At 68.0% G+C, this 19,615-nt stretch carries 17 protein-coding genes and 1 other RNA gene; 4 read left to right on the forward strand and 14 right to left on the reverse strand.

All coding sequences use genetic code 11. From position 1 onward, the window contains the following. Window positions 1-19 precede the first annotated feature (19 nt). The 3 genes from L3V85_RS20430 to L3V85_RS20440 are packed head-to-tail and all read right to left on the reverse strand — an operon-like array spanning window position 20 to window position 1,775. Window positions 20-511 carry a GAF domain-containing protein gene (locus L3V85_RS20430; protein ID WP_272933895.1) on the reverse strand — a complete coding sequence of 164 codons (492 nt, stop codon included), beginning with the start codon at window positions 509-511 and terminating at the stop codon, window positions 20-22. A gap of 29 nt (window positions 512-540) precedes the next feature. Further along, window positions 541-990, reverse strand: coding sequence for a ribonuclease HI (rnhA, locus tag L3V85_RS20435; RefSeq protein WP_237680613.1), 450 nt, complete (start codon window positions 988-990; stop codon window positions 541-543). Between the two features lie 35 nt (window positions 991-1,025). Next, window positions 1,026-1,775, reverse strand: coding sequence for a class I SAM-dependent methyltransferase (locus L3V85_RS20440; RefSeq protein ID WP_237680614.1), 750 nt, complete (start codon window positions 1,773-1,775; stop codon window positions 1,026-1,028). 19 nt (window positions 1,776-1,794) lie between these two features. On the opposite strand from L3V85_RS20440, the gene gloB reads away from it, so the two are divergent. Together gloB and L3V85_RS20450 are read left to right on the forward strand one after the other, a co-directional pair. Further along, complete coding sequence (gloB, locus tag L3V85_RS20445; protein WP_237674547.1) at window positions 1,795-2,574, forward strand: hydroxyacylglutathione hydrolase; 780 nt, start codon at window positions 1,795-1,797, stop codon at window positions 2,572-2,574. Beyond that, window positions 2,571-4,163 (forward strand): transglycosylase SLT domain-containing protein, encoded by a 1,593-nt coding sequence (locus L3V85_RS20450; RefSeq protein WP_237674548.1) that lies wholly within the window; start codon window positions 2,571-2,573, stop codon window positions 4,161-4,163. The genes gloB and L3V85_RS20450 overlap by 4 nt, the downstream gene beginning before the upstream one ends. A 17-nt stretch (window positions 4,164-4,180) precedes the next feature. On the opposite strand, the gene L3V85_RS20455 is transcribed toward L3V85_RS20450, so the two are convergent. The 8 genes from L3V85_RS20455 to dnaX all read right to left on the reverse strand — a co-directional run bounded on the left by L3V85_RS20455 (window position 4,181) and on the right by dnaX (window position 11,607). Continuing rightward, a complete protein-coding gene (locus L3V85_RS20455) occupies window positions 4,181-5,365 on the reverse strand; it encodes a low temperature requirement protein A (RefSeq protein WP_237674549.1) in 1,185 nt (394 codons plus the stop codon). Window positions 5,366-5,440: 75 nt separating this feature from the next. Continuing rightward, window positions 5,441-6,283 carry an ABC transporter permease gene (locus L3V85_RS20460; protein ID WP_237674550.1) on the reverse strand — a complete coding sequence of 281 codons (843 nt, stop codon included), beginning with the start codon at window positions 6,281-6,283 and terminating at the stop codon, window positions 5,441-5,443. After that, on the reverse strand, window positions 6,283-7,098 hold the full coding sequence (locus L3V85_RS20465) for an ABC transporter ATP-binding protein (protein WP_237674551.1): 816 nt from the start codon (window positions 7,096-7,098) through the stop codon (window positions 6,283-6,285). The genes L3V85_RS20460 and L3V85_RS20465 overlap by 1 nt, the downstream gene beginning before the upstream one ends. Window positions 7,099-7,153: 55 nt before the next feature. Further along, window positions 7,154-8,191 carry an ABC transporter substrate-binding protein gene (locus tag L3V85_RS20470; protein ID WP_237674552.1) on the reverse strand — a complete coding sequence of 346 codons (1,038 nt, stop codon included), beginning with the start codon at window positions 8,189-8,191 and terminating at the stop codon, window positions 7,154-7,156. 137 nt (window positions 8,192-8,328) lie between these two features. Then, on the reverse strand, window positions 8,329-8,721 hold the full coding sequence (locus L3V85_RS20475) for an MAPEG family protein (RefSeq protein ID WP_237674553.1): 393 nt from the start codon (window positions 8,719-8,721) through the stop codon (window positions 8,329-8,331). A gap of 27 nt (window positions 8,722-8,748) precedes the next feature. Further along, complete coding sequence (gene recR, locus L3V85_RS20480; RefSeq protein WP_237674554.1) at window positions 8,749-9,339, reverse strand: recombination mediator RecR; 591 nt, start codon at window positions 9,337-9,339, stop codon at window positions 8,749-8,751. Between the two features lie 7 nt (window positions 9,340-9,346). Beyond that, a complete protein-coding gene (locus tag L3V85_RS20485) occupies window positions 9,347-9,679 on the reverse strand; it encodes a YbaB/EbfC family nucleoid-associated protein (protein WP_007836669.1) in 333 nt (110 codons plus the stop codon). Window positions 9,680-9,735: 56 nt separating this feature from the next. After that, window positions 9,736-11,607, reverse strand: coding sequence for a DNA polymerase III subunit gamma/tau (gene dnaX, locus L3V85_RS20490; RefSeq protein ID WP_237674555.1), 1,872 nt, complete (start codon window positions 11,605-11,607; stop codon window positions 9,736-9,738). Window positions 11,608-11,790: 183 nt separating this feature from the next. Here dnaX and ffs point away from each other — a divergent pair. Then, window positions 11,791-11,887, forward strand: an RNA gene (gene ffs, locus L3V85_RS20495) — signal recognition particle sRNA small type. A gap of 87 nt (window positions 11,888-11,974) precedes the next feature. Here ffs and L3V85_RS20500 read toward each other — a convergent pair. From L3V85_RS20500 to L3V85_RS20510, 3 genes are read right to left on the reverse strand one after another with little or no spacing between them, the layout of a single operon-like run. Further along, window positions 11,975-13,213, reverse strand: coding sequence for a TIGR03862 family flavoprotein (locus L3V85_RS20500; protein WP_237674556.1), 1,239 nt, complete (start codon window positions 13,211-13,213; stop codon window positions 11,975-11,977). Beyond that, a complete protein-coding gene (locus L3V85_RS20505; RefSeq protein WP_237674557.1) occupies window positions 13,210-16,470 on the reverse strand; it encodes a UvrD-helicase domain-containing protein in 3,261 nt (1,086 codons plus the stop codon). Before L3V85_RS20505 ends, L3V85_RS20500 begins: the two co-directional genes overlap by 4 nt. Continuing rightward, window positions 16,467-19,031 carry a PD-(D/E)XK nuclease family protein gene (locus tag L3V85_RS20510; protein ID WP_237674558.1) on the reverse strand — a complete coding sequence of 855 codons (2,565 nt, stop codon included), beginning with the start codon at window positions 19,029-19,031 and terminating at the stop codon, window positions 16,467-16,469. The genes L3V85_RS20505 and L3V85_RS20510 overlap by 4 nt, the downstream gene beginning before the upstream one ends. A gap of 158 nt (window positions 19,032-19,189) precedes the next feature. On the opposite strand from L3V85_RS20510, the gene trxA reads away from it, so the two are divergent. Further along, window positions 19,190-19,522 (forward strand): thioredoxin TrxA, encoded by a 333-nt coding sequence (gene trxA / locus L3V85_RS20515; RefSeq protein ID WP_042578306.1) that lies wholly within the window; start codon window positions 19,190-19,192, stop codon window positions 19,520-19,522. The last annotated feature ends 93 nt before the right edge of the window (window positions 19,523-19,615 follow it).

Genomic DNA, 19,615 nt, shown 5'->3' on the forward strand with positions numbered 1-19,615 from the left:
CCGGCCGCCCTTCGGCGGCCTACGCCGAGGCAGATCGCTCGCGGGCGCGCTCTTCGAGCCTGGTCACCACCTGCTGCGCCAGAAAGCGCAGTTGTTCCAGCACTTCCGGTGCCAGCGTGCGCGGGCGGGTGTCGATCACGCAGACCGTTCCCAGGGCCTCGCCGTTGCTCATCACGAGGGGAGCGCCGGCATAGAAGCGGATGTTGGGGTCGCCGGTGACCAGCGGATTGGCCTTGAAGCGCTCGTCCTCGAGCGCATCGCCGACCACCATCACCTCGGCCGGCGCGGCAATGGCATGCGCGCAGAACGCATGCTCGCGGGGAGTTTCGACCGCCTTGAGACCGACACGCGACTTGAACCACTGCCGCCGCTCGTCGATCAGCGAAATGAGCGCGATGGGCGTGCCGCACAGCTGGGAGGCCAGCCGGGTGATCTCGTCGTAGGCGGCCTCCTCGCTGGTGTCCAGGATGGCCACGCGGTGCAGTTCCGCCAAACGTGAAGATTCAGTCATGCGCCGATTATCGAGGGCGGCACCGGGGTTCAGAGTCGCCCGAGCGCCTTGTCGACGCCTTTGTTGGCCAGCATGTCGGCGCGCTCGTTGCCGGGGTCGCCCGAGTGGCCCTTCACCCAGCGCCACTCGATCTGGTGGCCGCCCTCGGTCACCAGCTTGTCCAATCGCTGCCAGAGTTCGACGTTCTTCACCGGTTGCTTGCTGGCCGTGACCCAGCCCTTGGCCTTCCAGCCGCGTATCCATTCGGTGATGCCCTTGCGCACGTACTGGCTGTCGAGGTACAGCAGCACCTTGCACGGCCGCTTGAGCGCGGCCAGGCCTTCGATGACGGCGGTCAGCTCCATGCGGTTGTTGGTGGTGTTGAGTTCACCGCCGAACAGGTCTTTTTCGGTGGTGCCCGACTTGAGCCACGCGCCCCAGCCCCCGGGGCCCGGGTTGCCCTTGCAGGCGCCATCGGTATAGATCACGACTTCGGTCAAACTGACTTTTCCTTCTTCATTCGATTCGTCCATTTTCAATTCTTGTCGGGTTCGCTGCGATGCACCTTGCCGGCAATCGGCACGGGCGCCTTGGCCCGCGCGCCGGCGCGGCGCCAGTCGGCGCTCAGCAGGCGCATGCCGCGGACACGCTTCACCGCCACCAGGAAGTAGGCCGCGCCGAAGATGGGCCACCAGCGCTCGCCGGCCACGTCCATCCAGCGCGAGCGCTCCAGCCAGGCCTCGCTGCGCACCGCCGGCCGGTAGATGCCGAAACGGCCCGATTCCACCTCGAAGCCCAGCAGCCGCAGCCAGTCGCGCATGCGCCAGTAGCCGATGAGTTCGCCGCCCTCGGGCAGGTAGAGATCGCCGATGCCAAGGCGCCGGTAGATGTGCGCACGCCGTTGCCGCATGCCCCAGAGGCTGGTCGGATTGAGCCCGCAGATCACCACCCTGCCTTCGGGCACCAGCACCCGCTCGACCTCGCGCAGCGTGGCGTGCGGGTCGGGGCTCAGTTCCAGCGCGTGCGGCAGTACCACCAGATCGAGGCTGTTGGCCGCGAACGGCAGGGCCGCGAAGTCGGTCAGCAGCGTGGCCTTGCCGCCCCGGGCGGGGTCGTCCAGCGCCAGCCAGCGGTGCGGCATGCGGTTGGCGCGCAGGCCGTCGACCTGCGCCGCGCCCAGCTGCAGCGCGTGATATCCGAAGACATCGGCCACCGCCTGATCGAACTGGGCCTGCTCCCAGGCCAGAAGGTAGCGCCCCGGGGGGGTCGCGAACCAATCGTGCAAACCTATAATTTGACCGCTCATGACCCTCGTTCCGCTGCCCGCCTTTGCTGACAACTACATCTGGATGCTGCACGACGGGTCCCACGCCATCGTGGTGGATCCGGGCGATGCCCAACCGGTGTTCGACGCGCTGGCGCGCCACAAGCTGCAGCTGGCCGCGATTCTAGTCACGCACCATCATGCCGATCACACGGGCGGCGTGGGGGCGTTGCACGCCGCCACCGGCGCCCCGGTGTGGGGTCCCGCGCGCGAGCGCATCCCCGAGCCGTACACGCCGCTCGTGCAGGGCGACGTGGCTGAAGCACTGGGCCTGCGCTTCGAGGTCATCGACGTACCGGGCCATACGGCCGGGCACATCGCCTACTTCCTGCCAGCGGCGCCTTCCCAGGCGCCGCTTCTCTTCTGTGGCGACACACTGTTCTCGGGCGGCTGCGGCCGCCTGTTCGAGGGCACGCCCGCGCAGATGCTGGCTTCGCTCGACGCGCTCGCGGCGCTGCCCGGCGACACGCGCGTCTGCTGCGCCCACGAGTACACACTTTCTAACCTGCGTTTCGCCCTGGCCGTGGAACCGGCCAACGCCGATCTGACTCACTACAACGCGCGCTGCGAAAGCCTGCGCGCACAGGGGCAGCCCACGCTGCCATCGCAACTGGCGACCGAACGCCGGATCAACCCCTTTCTTCGCAGCCGCGAAGCCACTGTCCTTCGAGCGGTGCGTGCCTACGCCGAGCTGGCTGCCGATGCAGCCGAGGCCGACGTGTTCGCCGCGCTGCGCCAATGGAAAAACGACTTCCGATGAAACTGATTGCTGCCACCTGCCTTGCAGGTTCACTGGTGCTCGCGGGCTGCGCGGGCACGAACAACAGCTCCGCACCGTCTTCCTCCTCCCCCAACGCCGGCGCCACTGCCGGCGGCAGCGCAAGCCCCGTCTACCCGCGCGACGCCCTCTCCCCCCTTGCCACCAGCCAGGCCCATTCGCAGAGCGTCGTCACGCTCGCCCCGCCGGCCGACATGTGGGACCGCATCCGCCGCGGCTTCAAGATGCCCAACCTGGACAACGACCTCGTGCGCGACCGCGAGCAGTGGTATGCCAGCCGGCCCGACTACATCCAGCGCATGACCGAGCGCTCGAACAAGTACATCTTCCACATCGTCGAGGAACTCGAGCGCCGCAACATGCCGACCGAGCTGGCGCTGCTGCCCTACATCGAGAGCGCGTTCAACCCGCAGGCCATCTCCAGCGCGCGCGCCGCGGGCATGTGGCAATTCATGCCGGCCACCGGCACCGACTTCGACCTCAAGCAGAACATCTTCCGCGACGATCGCCGCGACGTGGTGGCCTCCACCCGCGCCGCGCTCGACTACCTGCAGAAGCTCTACGGCATGTTCGGCGACTGGCAGCTGGCCCTGGCCGCCTACAACTGGGGCGAAGGCAGCGTGAGCCGTGCCATCGCCAAGAACCAGCGCCTGGGCCTGCCCACCACCTACAGCGACCTCACCATGCCCGCCGAGACGCGCATGTACGTGCCCAAGCTGCAGGCCGTGAAGAACATCGTGGCCAATCCGCAGGCGTTCAACACCGAGCTGCCGCTGATCGCCAACCACCCCTACTTCCAGACCGTCACGCTCACGCGCGACCTCGACGTCGAGCTTGCCGCCAAGCTGGCCGACGTTCGCCTCGAAGACTTCCGCGCGTTGAACCCGGCCGCGCACAAGCCCGTGCTCATTGCCGCCGGCACGCCGCAGATCCTGCTGCCGTGGGACAACGCGGCCGTGTTCCAGCGCAACTTCGACGCCTATTCGCAGGGCCAGTACGCCAGCTGGACCGCCTGGGTCGTGCCCAACACCATGACCGTGGCCGACGCGGCGCAACGCTCGGGCATGAGCGAAGCCGACCTGCGCGCCATCAACAACGTGCCGCCGCGCATGCTCATCAAGGCCGGCTCGACGCTGCTCGTGCCGCGCGGCGCCCGCGTGAAGGAAGACGTTGCGGCCGTGGTGGCCGACGACGGCCACCTGAGCTTCCAGCCCGAGATCGTCACCCGCCGCACCACCGTGAAGGCGGGCCGCGCCGACAGCGTGGCCACCATTGCACGCCGCTACAACCTCAAGCCCAACAACGTCGCCGAGTGGAACGACGTGAAGCCCAACCACGCGTTCAAGCGCGGCTACAGCGTGGTGGTGTACCTGCCGATCCGCGCGACCGTCGCGTCGCGCGTGGGCACCGGCATCCCGCCCGCGCGCGGCCATGCGGTGGCATCGTCGAAGCACGCGACGGCAAAGGCGGGAGCACCGCGCGGCGCCAACATCGCCAAGGTGCCCGCGAGCAGCAAGCAGCAGGTGGTGCGCGAGAAGCGCGGCGGCACGCCAGCCAAGAAGAAGCGCTGATAAAAGCGCCGCCGTCTTCAGTGCGTGGGCTCAGCGGCCCACGCCCTGCGGCGCACCACGGCTTCGAGCGCGGCCACGGCGATCATGACGAGCGTCGTGAGCGTGCCCACCACGATCACCGACAGGTGCGGCGCGAAAAACGCGAGCACAGCCAGCAGGCCCAGCCCGTAGAGATGCGACTGCGGCAGGAAGCCGCGCACCACGCGCTTGAACAACGCATTGCCGAACAGGTAAAGCGCCGGCCCGCCAACCAGCGCGCCGAGGTACTTGAGCTCGGCGTGGTGCGAGCCTTCGTTGATCGTCAGTTCATCCGCCACCGCGCACACGATGATGCCCGCCACCAGGATCACGTGCGTGTAGTGGAACTTGGCGCCGATGCCGCCGGGGTCGGTCGAATGCTCGATGGCGTGGGTCGCTTCCTTGGCGCTGGTGTCGAAGTACATCCACCACATCGCCAGGCTGCCAGAAAAGCCCACCATCAGCGCGAACAGGTCAGGGCCGTGCCATTCGGCGTGGTGCCCGAAGGCAATGCCGGTGGCCAGCACCGATTCGCCCAGCGCGACGATCACGAACAGCTGGCAGCGCTCCGCCAGGTGGCCGCCGTCGATGGTCCAGTCGCTCGTCAATGAACGGCCCAGGCCCGGAAAGCGCAGGCCGATCATCGGCGCGATGTACTCGCACAGCACGCCGCCGAGCCACAGCGCAAGGCGCGCCTCCCCTTGCGCGAAGCCGCCCGCGATCCAGAACACGCCGGCCACGCAGTTCCAGGCCAGCAGGCGGCGGAAGTTGGGCGTGAGCGGGTCGTTCGGGCCGATGGCGATCAGCATGCACAGCGTGCGCCCCGCCTGGATGCCCACGAAGCACAGCGCGAACACCAGCCCCCGCTCCGCGAAGGCGCCCGGCAGCGCCGAGGCCATCACCATGGCCAGCAGCATGATGGCGAACAACACGCCGCGGATGCGCAAGGTGCCGGGGTTGAACCAGTTGGTGGTCCAGGCGGTGTACTGCCAGCCCAGCCATACCGCGAACCACATCACCAGCGTCTGCAGCGCCCCCAGCAGCGTGAGGTGGTCGAGCAGGTAGTGGGACAGTTGCGTGACGGAAAACGCGTAGACCAGGTCGAAGAACAGCTCTTCGTTCGAGACCCTGGCCGCCTCGCTGCGCGAGCGCAAGGTCGTGGCCCGCTTGTTGTCGTGGCTCATTCTTTACCCCTGTGAAGTCGTTGTGGCGCTCCTTGATGCTCCAGGGCGCCGCGCGGAATCATCGCACGAGGGTTGCTACAGCTTCTCTGTCTCGCCCGTCTTGGGCTGCCACTTCATGAGGCGCTTCTCGATCAGCCCGACGATGCCGTCGAGCACCAGCGCAAATGCCGTGAGCACCACGATGCCCGCGAACACGGTGTTGACGTCGAAGGTGCCCTCGGCCTGCAGAATGAGGTAGCCCACGCCCCGCGCCGAGCCCAGGTACTCGCCCACCACCGCGCCCACGAAGGCCAGCCCCACCGACGTGTGCAGGCTGGAGAACACCCAGCTGGTGGCGCTGGGCAGGTACACAGTGCGCAGCAGCTGCCGCTGGCTGGCGCCCAGCATCTTCGCGTTGGCCAGCACCACCGGGCTCACCTCGCGCACGCCCTGGTAGACGTTGAAGAACACGATGAAGAACACCAGCGTCACCGCCAGCGCCACCTTGCTCCAGATGCCCAGGCCGAACCACAGCGCGAAGATGGGCGCAAGAATCACGCGCGGCATCGAGTTGGCGGCCTTGATGTAGGGGTCGAGGATCAGGCTCGCCGTGGGCGCCAGCGCCAGCCACAGCCCGCAGGCCAGCCCCAGCACGGTGCCGATGCCGAAGGCCAGCACCGTCTCCAGCAGCGTGGTGCCCAGGTGCAGGTAGATGTCGGCGTTGCCCTTGAGCCCTTCGGGAAAGAGCGCGTTGGCCGGCACCTCGAACGGCAGGAACCAGCTCCAGATGCGGCCCGCGACCTGGATCGGCTCGCCCACGAAGAAAGCGAACTGCTGGTTGCGCGAAGCCAGGTGCCACGCAATCAGAATCAGCACCAGCAGCGCCAGTTGCCAGAAGCGCGCATTGCGCTCGTTGAGGCCGAAGTTCGCGCGCGGCATCAGGCGGCCTTCCTCAACTGCTGGGCATAGCCCTTGAGCACCTCGTCGCGCAGCACCTCCCAGATCTGGGTGTGCAGCTCGACGAAGCGCGGCTGCGTGCGCACCTCGGCCACGTCGCGCGGACGCGCCAGGTCGATGGCGAACTCACCGATGGGATGCGTCGCCGGTCCGGCCGACAGCACCACCACGCGGTCGCTCATCGCGATGGCCTCGTCCAGGTCGTGCGTGATGAACAGCACCGCCTTCTTCTTCGCGCTCCAGAGGTCGAGCACTTCGTTTTCCATCAGCTGGCGCGTCTGGATGTCGAGCGCGCTGAAGGGCTCGTCCATGAGGATGATGTCGGGGTCGAGCACCAGCGTCTGCGCCAGCGCCACGCGCTTGCGCATGCCGCCGGAAAGCTGGTGCGGATAACGGTCGCCGAAGCCCGCCAGGCCCACACGCGCGAGCCATGCTTCGGCCTGCCTGCGCGCATCGGCGTCGGGCACGCCGCGGTACTGCAGCCCGACCATCACGTTGTCGATGGCGCTGCGCCAGGGCATCAGCGCTTCGGTCTGGAACATGTAGCCCGCTCTCGCGTTGACGCCCTCCAGCGTCTTGCCGAACACCTTGACCGTGCCCGATGAGGGTTCCAGCAGGCCCGCGCCCACGTTCAGCAGCGTCGACTTGCCGCAGCCGGTGGGGCCGACCACCGACACGAACTCCCCGGCCCTGATGCGCAGCGTGGTGTCGGCCACCGCGGTGTAGCGCTGGCCGGGATCGTCCTTCGAATGGAAGGTGCAGCTGATGGAGAGGAGTTCGAGTGCGTGGTCGGACATGGTCGGACGGGGCATAAAAAACCCGGCCAGGGCCGGGTCGCGAGGACGTTCGGAATCAGGCTTTGAACCTGTCTTTCGCGCGCCGGGCAAAATCGTTGGTGTAGGTCTTGGCGAGGTCGATCTTGTCGGCCTTCACGGTGTTGTCGAAGCTGGCGATCGCGGTGAGCGCGGTCTTGGGGCCGTCGGCCGGCACCAGGCCGTCTGTCGCGATCGACTCGCGCACCTTGTCGAAAGAAGCGAGGTACAGCGCGCGGTCGCCCAGCAGGTAGGTCTCCGGCACCGTCTTGATGATGTCGCCCGGCCCCGCCGTCTGCAGCCATTTCAGGCCGTGCACGATGGCATTCGCCAGCGCCTGGCAGGTGTTCGGATTCTTCTGGATGAACTCGGTCGACGCATACAGGCAGGCCGCCGGCATCGTGCCGCCGAACACCTGCTGCGTGCCCTTGAGCGTGCGCGTGTCGCTGATGATCTTCACGTCACCTTTCTGCTCGAGCATCGTCATCACCGGATCGGTGTTGCTGATGGCGTCGATCTGCCCCGAGCGCAACGCGGTGAGCGCACCGGCCGCCACGCCCACGCCGATGTAGCTCACGTCGCTGGCCTTGAGACCGCCGCGCGACAGCACGAGGTTGGCCACCATGTTGGTCGACGAGCCCGGTGCCGAGACGCCGATCTTCTTCCCCTTGAGATCCTGGATGCCGGTATAGCCGGCCATGTTCTTGGTCGACACGCCCACCGCGATCTGCGGTGCGCGGCCCTGCAGCACGAAGGCCTGGAAGAACTGGTTCTTGGCCTGCAGGTTGATGGTGTGTTCGTAGGCGCCGGAGCAGACGTCGGCCGAGCCGCCGACCACGGCCTGCAACGCGCGCGCGCCGCCGGCGAAGTCGGAGATTTCCACGTCCAGCCCCTCGGCCTTGAAATAGCCGAGCTGCTCGGAGATGGTCAGCGGCAGGTAGTAGAACGCCGCCTTGCCGCCCACCGCGATGGAGACCTTGGTCTTCTCCAGCTTCGCCTGCTGCGCAAAGACGCGCGGCAACGCGATGGTTGCGGCGGCAATGGCGGAGGCGGAAATGAGGGTGCGGCGATGGAGCATGAAACGGTGCCTGGAGGCTCTGTGATTCGTCTGGACTGAATCGAGCTTAGGGGCCGCATCACGCGACTGCATCGGGGTCATCCCGTGCGGGTTTCCACGTAAGCATGAAGGCCTCCAGAAGGCCCTGCGCACGGGGCTTATCGCGCGATGAAAAGGATCGCGGCGTTGACCAGGAAACCGAGCGCCCAGACCGCGCTGCGCGCGCTGCCGATGCCCTTGATGTAAAGGCCGATATAGATCACGCGAAGCACCACGTAGGCCACTGCGAGCATGTCGAGCCGCCCCTGCGCCGCGCCGAGCTGGTGCGCGATGATCACGGCGCCGATGAAGAACGGCAATCCCTCGAAGCTGTTGGCCTGCGCGCTGTTGGCACGCGCGCGCCAGCCGCTCTGCTTCGCGGCCCATTCGCGCGGCTGCATGTTGTCGCGCGGGCCGAAACTGCCCGCCTTGGCGATCCACGCGGCCAGGTACGGCAGCCCACAGGCGATGAACACGCACCAATAGGCTACCGTGAGCAGTGAAAAAGTCATTTCGTTTTGTCTCCGCCGGCGGCGTGGCTACCGCCGATCCACCAGCGCGTGCGCGATGGTGCCGAGGTCCACGTACTCGAGTTCGCTGCCGGCCGGCACGCCGCGCGCGAGACGCGTCACCATCAGGCCACGCTGCTTGAGCGCTTCGCCGATCACGTGCGCCGTGGCTTCGCCCTCGGCCGTGAAGTTGGTGGCGAGGATGACCTCGCTCACCGTGCCGTCGAGCGCGCGATTGAAGAGCTTCTGCAGCCCGATGTCGTTGGGCCCGATGCCGTCGAGCGGACTGAGCTTGCCCATCAGCACGAAGTAATAGCCGCGGAATGCGCCGGTGCGCTCCAGTGCGGCCTGGTCGGCCGGTGTCTCGACCACGCAGAGCTTGGTCACGTCGCGCCGCGAGTCCATGCAGACACTGCAGATCGGCGCTTCGGTGAAGGTGTTGCAAAGTTCGCAGTGCCGCACATTGCCCGCCGCCTGCTGCAGTGCGCGCGCGAGCAACTGCGCGCCGTCGCGGTCATGCTGCAGCAGATGAAAGGCCATGCGCGAGGCCGACTTGACGCCGACACCGGGCAGGCGGCGCAGCGCATCGATCAGGGCGTCGAGCGAACTGGCGTCGGCCATGTGCCGCTTAGAACGGCAGCTTCATGCCGGGCGGGAGGCCGGGCATGCCGGCCGTCAGCTTGCCCATCTTCTGCTCGCTGGTTTCCTCGGCCTTGCGCACGGCGGCGTTGAAGGCGGCGGCCACCAGGTCTTCGAGCATGTCCTTGTCGTCGGCCAGCAGGCTCGGATCGATGGTGATGCGCTTGACGTCGTGCTTGCAGGTCATGACGACCTTGACGAGACCGGCGCCGGATTCACCCTCGACCTCGATGTGGGCCAGCTCTTCCTGGGCCTTCTTGAGGTTGTCCTGCATTGCCTGCGCCTGCTTCATGAGGCCGGCCAGTTGTCCTTTGTTGAACATCGTTGGTCCTGATTGTTGGGTTGGAAAAATGGGAGAAGGATAAGAGAGACGAAAGCTCAGGCCGGTTTCAGGGTTCCTGGGACGATCTTCGCATCGAAGTCGCGCATCAGCGCCTGTACTTCGGGGTCGTTGTGAATGGCGTCCTCGGCCACGCGCTGACGCTCGTCGGCGGCCTGCCTGTTGCGGCGCGCAGGGCTGTCGACCACGCCACCGATCTCGATCGTGAGCTTGATGTCGTGGCCCAGGCCGTTGAGCGCGGCCGTCAGCTTCTCGCGGCTGGAAGGCTGGTTGAGCGTCTCGCGCTCGATGCGCAGCATCCATTGGTCGGTGTCACGGCCCACCAATTGCGACTGCAGCGCCAGCTCGCGCGTCAGGGCGTTGATGGCCTCGGACGCGACCAGTTGCGTGACCGTGGCATGCCAGAAGTCGCCGTCTTCGCTCTGGGGAATGGGGGTGTAGGGAACGCGCTGCGAGCCCTCGGCAGGAGGAATGTCGCGCGCACTCGGCGGCGGCTGCACGCGGATGGGCACGCCGACGACCTTGGCCGGTGCGTCGGGCGGCTCCGGGCGCTGCTCGGGCTGGCGGCGGGGTTCGTCGACCACGGCGAGGCGTTGGCCCGCGGGTGCCGGCGGAGAAGTCGGGGCTGGCGAAATCGGAGCCGGCGCGGGGGCTGCGGCAGCCGGCTGTTCGGCCGGCGGACGCACGACCGGCGCAGGGGCCGGAACGGGTGCCGGGGCACGTGCCGGCGCCTGCGGCGCGGCGGCCGCGGCTTCATTCAGAGTTTTTTTTTCCGTGGAGGCCGTCGAAGCAGCCGCGTTGGAAGGCTTGAAGGCCAGGAGCCGCAGCAGCACCATGGTGAGCGCCGCGTATTCGTCGGGAGCCAGGCCCAGCTCGCCACGGCCGTGCAGGCAGAGGCTGTAGAGCAGTTGCGTCTCGTCGGCGGGCATCAGCGCGGCCAGGCGCGCGGTGTCGGCCGCGTCGGGGTCGGTGGCGGCATCGGCGGACTCGGCACGCGAAGGCACAGCCTGCAGCACGGCCATGGCCTGCAGCACCGCCGTCATTTCTTCGAGCGTGGACGCAGCCGACATGCCGTCGACGCGCAGCGCCTCCGAGGTCTCGACCACCGTCTTGCCGTCGCCTTGCGCCAGTGCCTCGATCAGGCGGAACACATGGCCGCGATCGACGCTGCCGAGCATCTGCCGCACGCCGGTTTCGACCAGCTCACCGTTGCCGAAGGCGATGGCCTGGTCGGTGAGCGACAGCGCGTCGCGCATCGAGCCGCGTGCCGCGCGAGCCAGCAGGCGCAGCGCCTGCGGCTCGGCCGGAACGTTTTCGGTCTGCAGCACGCCCGTCAGGTGTTCGAGCACCGTCTCCGGCGCCATCGGCCGCAGGTTGAATTGCAGGCAGCGCGACAGCACCGTGACCGGCACCTTCTGCGGATCGGTCGTGGCCAGCACGAACTTGAGGTACTCGGGCGGCTCCTCGAGCGTCTTCAGCATTGCGTTGAACGCGGTGTTGGTGAGCATGTGCACTTCGTCGATCATGAAGACCTTGAAGCGCCCCTGCACCGGCTTGTAGACGGCCTGTTCGAGCAGCGACTGCACCTCGTCCACGCCGCGGTTCGAGGCCGCGTCGAGCTCGGTGTAGTCGACGAAGCGGCCGGAGTCGATGTCGCGGCAAGCCTGGCAGACCCCGCAAGGCGTGGCGGTGATGCCGCCCTGCCCGTCCGGCCCCTGGCAGTTGAGCGACTTCGCCAGAATCCGCGAGACCGTGGTCTTGCCCACGCCCCGGGTGCCGGTGAAAAGATAGGCGTGATGCAGGCGCTGCGTGGTCAACGCGTTCTCGAGCGCCTGCACCACATGCCCCTGACCGACCATCTCACCGAAGGTTTTCGGACGGAACTTGCGAGCGAGCACGAGATAAGACATTGCGGGCATTCTAAAAGGCGCGGCGTCCCTCCCACCCCAGCTTCAACCCCGCAATCAAAAAAGCCCCCGTCTTTTCGTGGGCCACCGCGGAACCGGCTTCGCCGGGCCGCCGGTGTCGCCCCCAGCAGGGGGAAGGAGAAGCGACACGAAGTGCGCGCATCCTGGGGGGTTACAATAAGCGCTGACGGGCCTCCCTGCATGGTGAAGTGGCCAACCGGGTCAGGTGGGGAACCAAGCAGCCCTAACTGCGTAGTCAGTGCCAGGGGTAAGGCTCGTCAACCTCTTCCGCAGCTTCGTTTCATTCCACGCGAAATGAAACGGAGCTTGCAAACTCACTCAGCGAAAACTCCGATACGGCGCGGGGCTTCTACAGCCCCAGCCGCTGAATAGCGCCGCGCGCCGCGGCAGCGCCGCTCGCCATCGACGCCGTGAGCAGGTAACCGCCGGTCGGCGCCTCCCAATCCAGCATCTCCCCTGCCGCGAACATGCCGGGCAGCGCATTCGCCATCAGCGCCGCGTCCAGCGCGTCGAAGCGCACCCCGCCCGCCGTGCTGATCGCCTCGTCCACCGGACGTGTCGCGACCAGCTTCAGCGGCACGGCCTTGATCGTGGTCGCCAGTTGCACGGGGTCCTGCATCGCTTCCTTGCTCAGCGCCTCGTGCAGCACGCCCGCCTTAATGCCCTCGATGCCGAGCCGGCTCTTGAGGTGGCTGCTCAACGAGCGCGCACCGCGCGGATGCTTCACCGCCGCGAGCACCTGCTCCTGCGTGCGATCGGGCAGCAAGTCGAGCAGCAGCGTCGCGCTGCCGTTCGCGGCAATCTCGTCGCGCAGCAGCGCAGATGCGGCATAGACCAGGCTGCCTTCGATGCCCGTGGCTGTCGCGACGAACTCGCCCTTGCGCGCGAAATGACGTCCCTGGCTGTCGGTGAACGAGATCGCGACCGATTTGAACGGCTGCCCCGCGAAACGGCTCGAAAAATGCTCGCTCCACCCCGCGCCATCGAAGCCGCTATTGGCAGGCAACAGAGGTGCCACTTCCACGCCCTTGGACAGCAGCCACGGCGCCCATGCCCCGTCGGAGCCAAGGCGCGCCCAACTCGCGCCGCCCAGCGCCAGCACCACGGCATCGGCTTTCACGGTGACCTCGCCGGCCGGCGTCGCGAACCGCAACGCGCCCAGGTCGATTGCGCCCTCGCCCAGCCAGCGATGCCGCATATGAAATTGCACGCCCGCCGCGCGCAACCGATGCAGCCACGCACGCAGCAGCGGCGCAGCCTTCATGTCGGTCGGGAACACGCGGCCCGAGGTGCCGACGAAAGTCTCGATGCCCAGCCCCGCCGCCCACTCGCGCACCTGCTGCGGACCGAACTTCTCGAGCATCGGCTGGAGTTGCGCGCGGCGCTCGCCGAAGCGGCTCATGAACACGTCGAAAGGCTCCGAGTGCGTGAGATTCAGGCCGCCACGCCCGGCCAGCAGGAACTTGCGGCCCACCGAGGGCATTGCGTCGTACACATGCACTTGCGCACCGGATGCGCTCAGTACTTCGGCCGCCATCAGGCCGGCGGGTCCGCCGCCGATCACGGCAACGGCAGGAGAAACATTCATTCGAGATTTACCAGTTCGCCCTGCCCGGTCAGGAACGCGACGCGCACCGTGGCACCGGGATAGGCATGTTGCACTGCCGCGCGGTAGCGCTGCATCTGTGCGATCAGCGCGGCGTCCCGTTCGGGACGCGCCGCGGATTTGTAGTCGAGGATCCACCAGGCGCCGCCGTCGCGCTCGCGCACCAGACGGTCGATGCGCAAGGTCTCGCCTTCATGCACCAGCGTGACTTCATTGCCATGCCAGTCGACCCTGCGATCGTCCCACACCCAGGCGCCCTCTCCGGCGCGGATGCGCTGGGCCAGTGCGGCGGCGCCGCGTGCCTGCTGCGCATCGAGCATGAATTCGCGGGCGGCGGCACGCACATGGGCGGCGGGCAGAGGCTCCCCCGGCACTGCCCATTCGAGCAAGCGGTGCATGGCCTGGCCGAAGGCCGCGGCGCGGGCGTCGACGGTGGCGGTCGCGGCGGCTTTCCTGGTGGAGGGCACTTCGACCGGCACAGGCGCCTCGGGCATTTTCTTCATCGAGAAGCTGCCCGCGCCGCTCTCCGTCGGCAGCGCGACCAGCGGCTCGTCGGCCTCCGTGGGCTCGCACAGCGGCTCCAGCCGCGTCCACCAGCTGCCCTCGTTGGCCCGCGCGGGGCGCACCGAGGACAACACCAGCCGCTCGCGCGCCCGCGTGGTCGCCACATAGAGACCGTTCAGCTCCTCGCGATGGCGGGCGCGCTGCTCCTCCTCGAGCAACGCCGCGGCACAGGCCGGCGGCGTCTTTTCGCTCGCAAGGAACACGAAGCGCGTCGGCGCGCTGTCGCTGCCTTTCCACTCGACCAGCACGCCCATGGTCTGGGCGCGCGGCGGCGGGGCATCGCAGTCGAGCATGAGCACGGTATCGGCCTCCAGGCCCTTGGCGCCATGCACGGTGAGCAGTTGCACCGCGTCGGGCGCGGCGACGGACGGCGCCCGCACACCGCCTGCGCGCAACGAGCGCACCAAGGCATAGGGCGTGGTGAAGCGCGCGCCGTCGATGTCGAGCGATGCGGTCAGCACGCCACGCAGATTGGCCAACGCGCTTTGCCGCATCGGCGCCGGCACCGCCGCACCGAATTTCGCGAGCAGATCCCCATCGTTGAAGATCGCGTCGAGCGCATCGTGCGGCGGCAGCGTCATCAGCCAGCGCTGCCATTTGCGCAGCTTGACGCCCGCCTCCGTCAGTTCCGCTGGCAGGTCTTCGCTTTTCTGGATCAGCGAGAACCAGTTGAACGACGGGCGCTCCCGCTGGCGCAGCGCCAGTTGCACCAACGCGTCGTCGCCGATGCCGAACACCGGCGACTTCAGCGCCCGCGCCAGCGAAAGATCGTGGGCAGGCGACACCAGTGCGTCGATGAGCGCGACCACGTCCTGCACTTCGGGTGCGTCGTGCAGTTCGTTCTTCTCGGGCTGCTGCACGGGGATGTGGCGCTGGCGCAGCGCGTCCTGCATGGCCGACAACCGGCTGCGACGACGCGCGAGCACCATGATCTGCCGCGGCGGCGTGCCGTCGGCGATGCGCTGCGCGACCCACTGCGCGGCCTGCTCGCATTCTTTTTGCAGCAGTTGCTCTTCGGGCAGCACGCGCGGCGTGACGAGGCTGTCTCGCCAATGCAGCATGCCGTCGTCGGCTGGTGCGGCCTCGGCGGCGCCGAGCGCATCGCGGTCGATGGCCGGGAGCTTGAGCAGTTCGCCCTCGTCCTTGCGCTCGGTGGTGTGGGCGCGGTAGCCGTCGAATTCGCCGGCATCCTGCGCGGCCAGCATCGCCGAGTTGACCAGACCGACCACGGCGCGCGCATTGCGGTGCGTGTGGTCGCAGTTCAGCAACTCGCCGTCGAGACCTTCGCGCACGAACTTCTTGGCGGCAATGAACACCTGCGGCTCGGCACGGCGGAAGCGGTAGATGCTCTGCTTCGGGTCGCCCACGATGAACACGCGCGGCGCCCGGCCCTGCGCGCCGGTGTAGGCGCTGAGCCAGCCGTAGAGTGCCTGCCACTGCAGCGGGTTGGTGTCCTGGAACTCGTCGATCAGCAGGTGCGCGATGCGCGCGTCGAGCCGCTCCTGCACCCAGCCCGAAAGTGCCGACTGGCCGAGCAGCAACTGGGCCGCCTGCTCCACATCGTTCATGTCGACCCAGCCGTGCGCGCGCTTCACGTCGGCGAAGGCCGCGATCAGGATGCGCGTGAGGCGCGTCATGCGCTGCTGGTAGAGCCAGGCGGCATGCTGGGCCTGCGCGCCGCACAGCACCTGCAATTCGGCCTCGGCCTCCTGGGCGGCGGGGAACTTCTGCAGGTTCTTGTTGAGCCGGTCTTCCGTGGCCACGAAGAAGTTCTTGCGCAGGTGCGCCAGCGCGGCCGGCAGTGCGCCAGCTTCGGGCTCGCCCGTGCCGAAGATGTCGATGATGGCCTCGGCGGCCTTCTGCGGCGTCTTGTTGGACTCCTTGCCCAGTGCGGCGGCACGGTCGAGCCAGCGCTGTCGCACCGCACTGCCGCGCAGGGCGTCGGTCGGCTCCTCGAGCCCATCGAGCGAGGGATAGAAGGCGCTGAAATGCTGCACCGCGTTCTCTGCGTCGGCCAGCGAGAACTCGACGCGCTTGGACAGCGCCTCGCCCAGCGCCTTGGCCGTCTGCGAGCGGCCGTGCGTGGCGACGACGGCGTAGTAGTCGGCCAGCGCATTCCTGTCGGCGGTGACGGCCTCGAAGAACGGGCGCCACGTGTGGCTGCGCGCCTCGGCATCGTCCTCGAGCAGCTCGTAGTTCGACGGCAGGCCCAGTTCGCGCAGCACCGCCAGCGGCGCATTGCGCAGCAGGCCCGCGAACCATGCGTGAAAGGTGCGGAACTGCACCGGCCGGCCGCCTTCGAGCAGGCGACGGTAGAGGCCCTTCAGGCGTGGAACCGCCGCAAGTGCCGCCGCAGGCTCGACGCCGCGCATGACGAGTTGCGCGACCAGCTCTTCCGGCGTGCGCTCGACGAAATCTTCGAGCCACTGATCGAGCCGCTCGCGCATTTCGCCGGCAGCCTTCTTGGTGAAGGTGATGGCCAGGATCTCGTGCGGCTCGCAGGCGGAATCGCCTTCTTCGAGCAGTGCGCGCAGGATGCGCGATACCAGCATCCATGTCTTGCCCGCGCCCGCGCAGGCCTCGACGGCCACCGACCGGCGCGGGTCGCACGCGACGACGTAGAAGGCTTCGCGCGTGACGTGCCGGCCGTTGTGTTCGTAGGCTGCGCCGTTCATTGCGCCACCTCCCAGAAGTCTTTTCGGCAGAGGCCGCGTGCGGCGCAGTAGTCGCAGACGGCGCCCTCCCCCAGCGGCGGCAGCGGCGCACCCTGTGCGATGCGCGTGAAGTCGCTGATGATGCCGGCGACCAGCGCGTCGCGCGCTTCCACCACGGCAGGTTGCTCGACGGTCTGCGTGCCGGAGGACTTTTCACCCACGTTCACGTAGGCCGCGCGCAAGGTGTCGTCGGCCACCAGCGCCGCGTAGAAGGCCAGCTGCGTGTCTTCGGTCGGGTCTTTCACCCGCTCCTTGCTGACGGAGGCGGACTCGGTCTTGTAGTCGATCACGAAGGGCTGGCCGTCGGGCATGCGGTCGATGCGGTCGAGCCGGCCGATCAGGCGCAGGTCGCCCAGCGGCTGTTCCTTCCAGGGCTCGGATTCGACGAAGACCGCGCCGCTGGCCTCGTGGCCCGTCAGCCACTGGAGGTAGCCGTCGCGCACTGCGGGCCATGCCGCCGCGAACGGCAGGAACTCGGCGTCGGACAGGCCGAGTTCGCGCGTGGCCCGGCGTGCGGCCTCCTCGATGAACGCGGCGCGCTCCTGGGCGTCCTGCGTCGGTGTCTCGGTCAGCGCCTGGTGGAAGTGGCCGAGCACGGCGTGCAACCAGTTGCCGAAGTCGCGCTTGTCGACCTCGGCATCGAGCTCGTCGGCGCTGCGCAGGCCAAGCTGGCGCAGCGCGAAGAAGCGGTACGGGCAGCGCCGCAGGTCCTCGTACACGCTGGTCGAGATGTTCTGCAGCGGCAGCAGCGCGCCGGAAGGCTTCGGGTATTCGGTCGGCTGCACGGCGACCTCGCGCGGCAATCGCGGGTCGGTGGCGGGCCGCAAGGCGTGGTCGAGGTGCAGGGCCTGCACCAGCGGGCTGGGGCGCACGGGCTCGCCGTTGGCATCGGACTGGCGCCACAGCAATTCGCATGACGGGTTGTGCAGCGCCATGGCCCAGGCCGCGCGCTGCGCGGCTTCCAAGGCGTCGCGCGAAGGCAGGCCCAGGTCGGCGCGTTGTGCCGCGCTCCAGTTGCCGGGCGGCTCGGGCGATGCGGGCAGACGGCGGTCGTCGCAGCCAGGGATGACGACCGCGCCGAAGGCGCGGCCCAGCAGTTGGTAAAGCGGCAGCACCACGACCTTCGGTGCCTGGTCGCCGGCGGGGGGCACGAAGCTCGCATCCTCCAAGACATCGCGGACCCAGGCGGTGAACTCGGCGAGCGTGTGGCGCCCGCCCGGGAATTCTTCGTCGTCGCCATGGGCGCCGGCATCGAGCCACAGCGCGCCGATGACCTTGCCGCCGGCCATGTCCTCGCTGAGCGGCTCCCACTGCTCGCCCGCCTCCAGCAGCTCGCGCAGCGCGCGCAGCCACTCGGCCAGGGGCCGGGAACGGGTCATGGGGGCCCGGCGGGCCTCGATGGCCTCGGTGAAGGTCATCAGCGTGGCGTCGTGCGGTTTCTCGCTGCGTGCCACCAGCGCGCACCAGGCGGACCAGGCGGACCAGTCGCGTACGCCTTCACGGCGCAGGCGGGCCTCGAGCGACTGGATGATCAGCGCGTCGCCGTCGGCACCGCTCTTGAGCCATTCGAGCACTTGGTCGCTGCTGGCGTCATGGGTGCAGGCGCGCAGCGAACTCATCAACGTGGCGGCGGCGCGCGTGGTCGAAAGTTTCCATCCGGTCTCGTCGTGGGTGATGACGCCCTGTGCCTTGAGCTGGGCGCTGATACGGCGCGTGAGCGCGCGGTCGGTCGCCACCAGCGCGACCGGCGCGCGGTCTTCGGCCAGGTGGCGCAGCACGCAGGCGGCCGCGCGCTCGGCCTCGTCCTCAGGATCGAGCGCTACGTGCGAGGCTGCGGTTTCGGCCGGCGCATCGGTGGGAACCAGCGAGAGATGCAAGGCACGGTCTCCCCAGAGGGCGCAAAGCGCCTGGGTGAGCGGATCGGTCTGGAAGCCTTCGAGCACGATGAGCGCATCGACCTGTGCGCGCGTGCTCTCGCGCTGCAGCACATCGGTGGCATAGCCCGATGTGGCGACCCAGGCCACGGCGATGCGGATGAGCGCGCTCTCGGTGCGGAACCACTCGGACTCGCTGCCCGCCTCCGCCACCTGCGCCGCGCGGGCGGCCCAATCGCCCACGCGATCGTCGGGCGACACGGCGGCCGCGAGCGGTACCAACTGATAGGCCAATTCGACCACACGGCCGGCCAGCGCGAAGCGCTCGGCGCTGAAGCCTGCCTGCGACAGCAGCGCCTGTGCCGTGACGAGATCACGCGCCATGTCGTGCGCGATGTCGTAGCCGGTGGGTACGAAGCCGCCTGCGCTGCGGGCCCAGTTGTGCGTGGTTTCGAAGCGCGGCACGAAGCCCGGGCTGCCGCAGCGCGCCCACATGGCGCGCGCCACACCCATCAACTGGGCGTAGGGCACCAGCACCACCGTGCGGGCGGCGTGCAATTCGCGCTCGGCGAGCGCGCGGACGATCCGCGCGACGACGCCGTCCGCGGGGTCGCACCACAGGGCCTGGACGGGGTGGCCTTCATTCATGTTCTATCGAGGGATTTGAGAGCGTGGGAGAGGTGACGCACAAGGGCTTTGGCTATCGCCGCCATAGCGGCCGCCCATGGCACGCCACCCCTTGGTTTCTGTCACAATGACCTGAACTTTAGCTGCACCGAAACTCTCTGCGCACAAGGATCCATCACATGGCCAGCGAACTCATCAAACACATCTCCGATTCCTCCTTCGAGGCCGACGTGCTCAAGTCCAGTCAGCCCGTCCTGGTCGACTACTGGGCCGAATGGTGCGGCCCCTGCAAGATGATCGCCCCGATCCTCGACGAAGTGTCCGCCACCTACGAAGGCAAGCTGCAAATCGCCAAGCTCAATGTCGACGAGAACCGCGACATCCCCGCCAAGTTCGGCATCCGCGGCATCCCCACGCTGATGCTGTTCAAGGACGGCCAGCTGGCCGCCACCAAGGTCGGCGCCATGAGCAAGGCGCAACTCACGGCCTTCATCGACCAGCAACTCGCCTGAGCGACATTTCATCCCGGCCAGCGCGCAATGCGTTGGCCGGCGCGTTTTTCCTGTCATAATCTCCAACAGATCACCGGCCCTTACCTAGGCAAC

The sequence above is a fragment of the Variovorax paradoxus genome, from assembly GCF_022009635.1.
Classification (GTDB): domain Bacteria; phylum Pseudomonadota; class Gammaproteobacteria; order Burkholderiales; family Burkholderiaceae_C; genus Variovorax.

What these genes read in the sequence shown, in the direction of transcription:
- L3V85_RS20460 (WP_237674550.1), bottom strand. Translation starts at nt 6,283, where the DNA reads ATGCCGCGCGCGAACTTCGGCCTCAACGAGCGCAATGCGCGCTTCTGG.
- L3V85_RS20505 (WP_237674557.1), bottom strand. Translation starts at nt 16,470, where the DNA reads ATGAACGGCGCAGCCTACGAACACAACGGCCGGCACGTCACGCGCGAA.
- recR (WP_237674554.1), bottom strand. Translation starts at nt 9,339, where the DNA reads ATGGCCGACGCCAGTTCGCTCGACGCCCTGATCGATGCGCTGCGCCGC.
- L3V85_RS20510 (WP_237674558.1), bottom strand. Translation starts at nt 19,031, where the DNA reads ATGAATGAAGGCCACCCCGTCCAGGCCCTGTGGTGCGACCCCGCGGAC.
- gloB (WP_237674547.1), top strand. Translation starts at nt 1,795, where the DNA reads ATGACCCTCGTTCCGCTGCCCGCCTTTGCTGACAACTACATCTGGATG.
- trxA (WP_042578306.1), top strand. Translation starts at nt 19,190, where the DNA reads ATGGCCAGCGAACTCATCAAACACATCTCCGATTCCTCCTTCGAGGCC.
- L3V85_RS20465 (WP_237674551.1), bottom strand. Translation starts at nt 7,098, where the DNA reads ATGTCCGACCACGCACTCGAACTCCTCTCCATCAGCTGCACCTTCCAT.
- dnaX (WP_237674555.1), bottom strand. Translation starts at nt 11,607, where the DNA reads ATGTCTTATCTCGTGCTCGCTCGCAAGTTCCGTCCGAAAACCTTCGGT.
- L3V85_RS20500 (WP_237674556.1), bottom strand. Translation starts at nt 13,213, where the DNA reads ATGAATGTTTCTCCTGCCGTTGCCGTGATCGGCGGCGGACCCGCCGGC.
- L3V85_RS20475 (WP_237674553.1), bottom strand. Translation starts at nt 8,721, where the DNA reads ATGACTTTTTCACTGCTCACGGTAGCCTATTGGTGCGTGTTCATCGCC.
- L3V85_RS20470 (WP_237674552.1), bottom strand. Translation starts at nt 8,191, where the DNA reads ATGCTCCATCGCCGCACCCTCATTTCCGCCTCCGCCATTGCCGCCGCA.
- L3V85_RS20430 (WP_272933895.1), bottom strand. Translation starts at nt 511, where the DNA reads ATGACTGAATCTTCACGTTTGGCGGAACTGCACCGCGTGGCCATCCTG.
- L3V85_RS20485 (WP_007836669.1), bottom strand. Translation starts at nt 9,679, where the DNA reads ATGTTCAACAAAGGACAACTGGCCGGCCTCATGAAGCAGGCGCAGGCA.
- L3V85_RS20450 (WP_237674548.1), top strand. Translation starts at nt 2,571, where the DNA reads ATGAAACTGATTGCTGCCACCTGCCTTGCAGGTTCACTGGTGCTCGCG.
- L3V85_RS20455 (WP_237674549.1), bottom strand. Translation starts at nt 5,365, where the DNA reads ATGAGCCACGACAACAAGCGGGCCACGACCTTGCGCTCGCGCAGCGAG.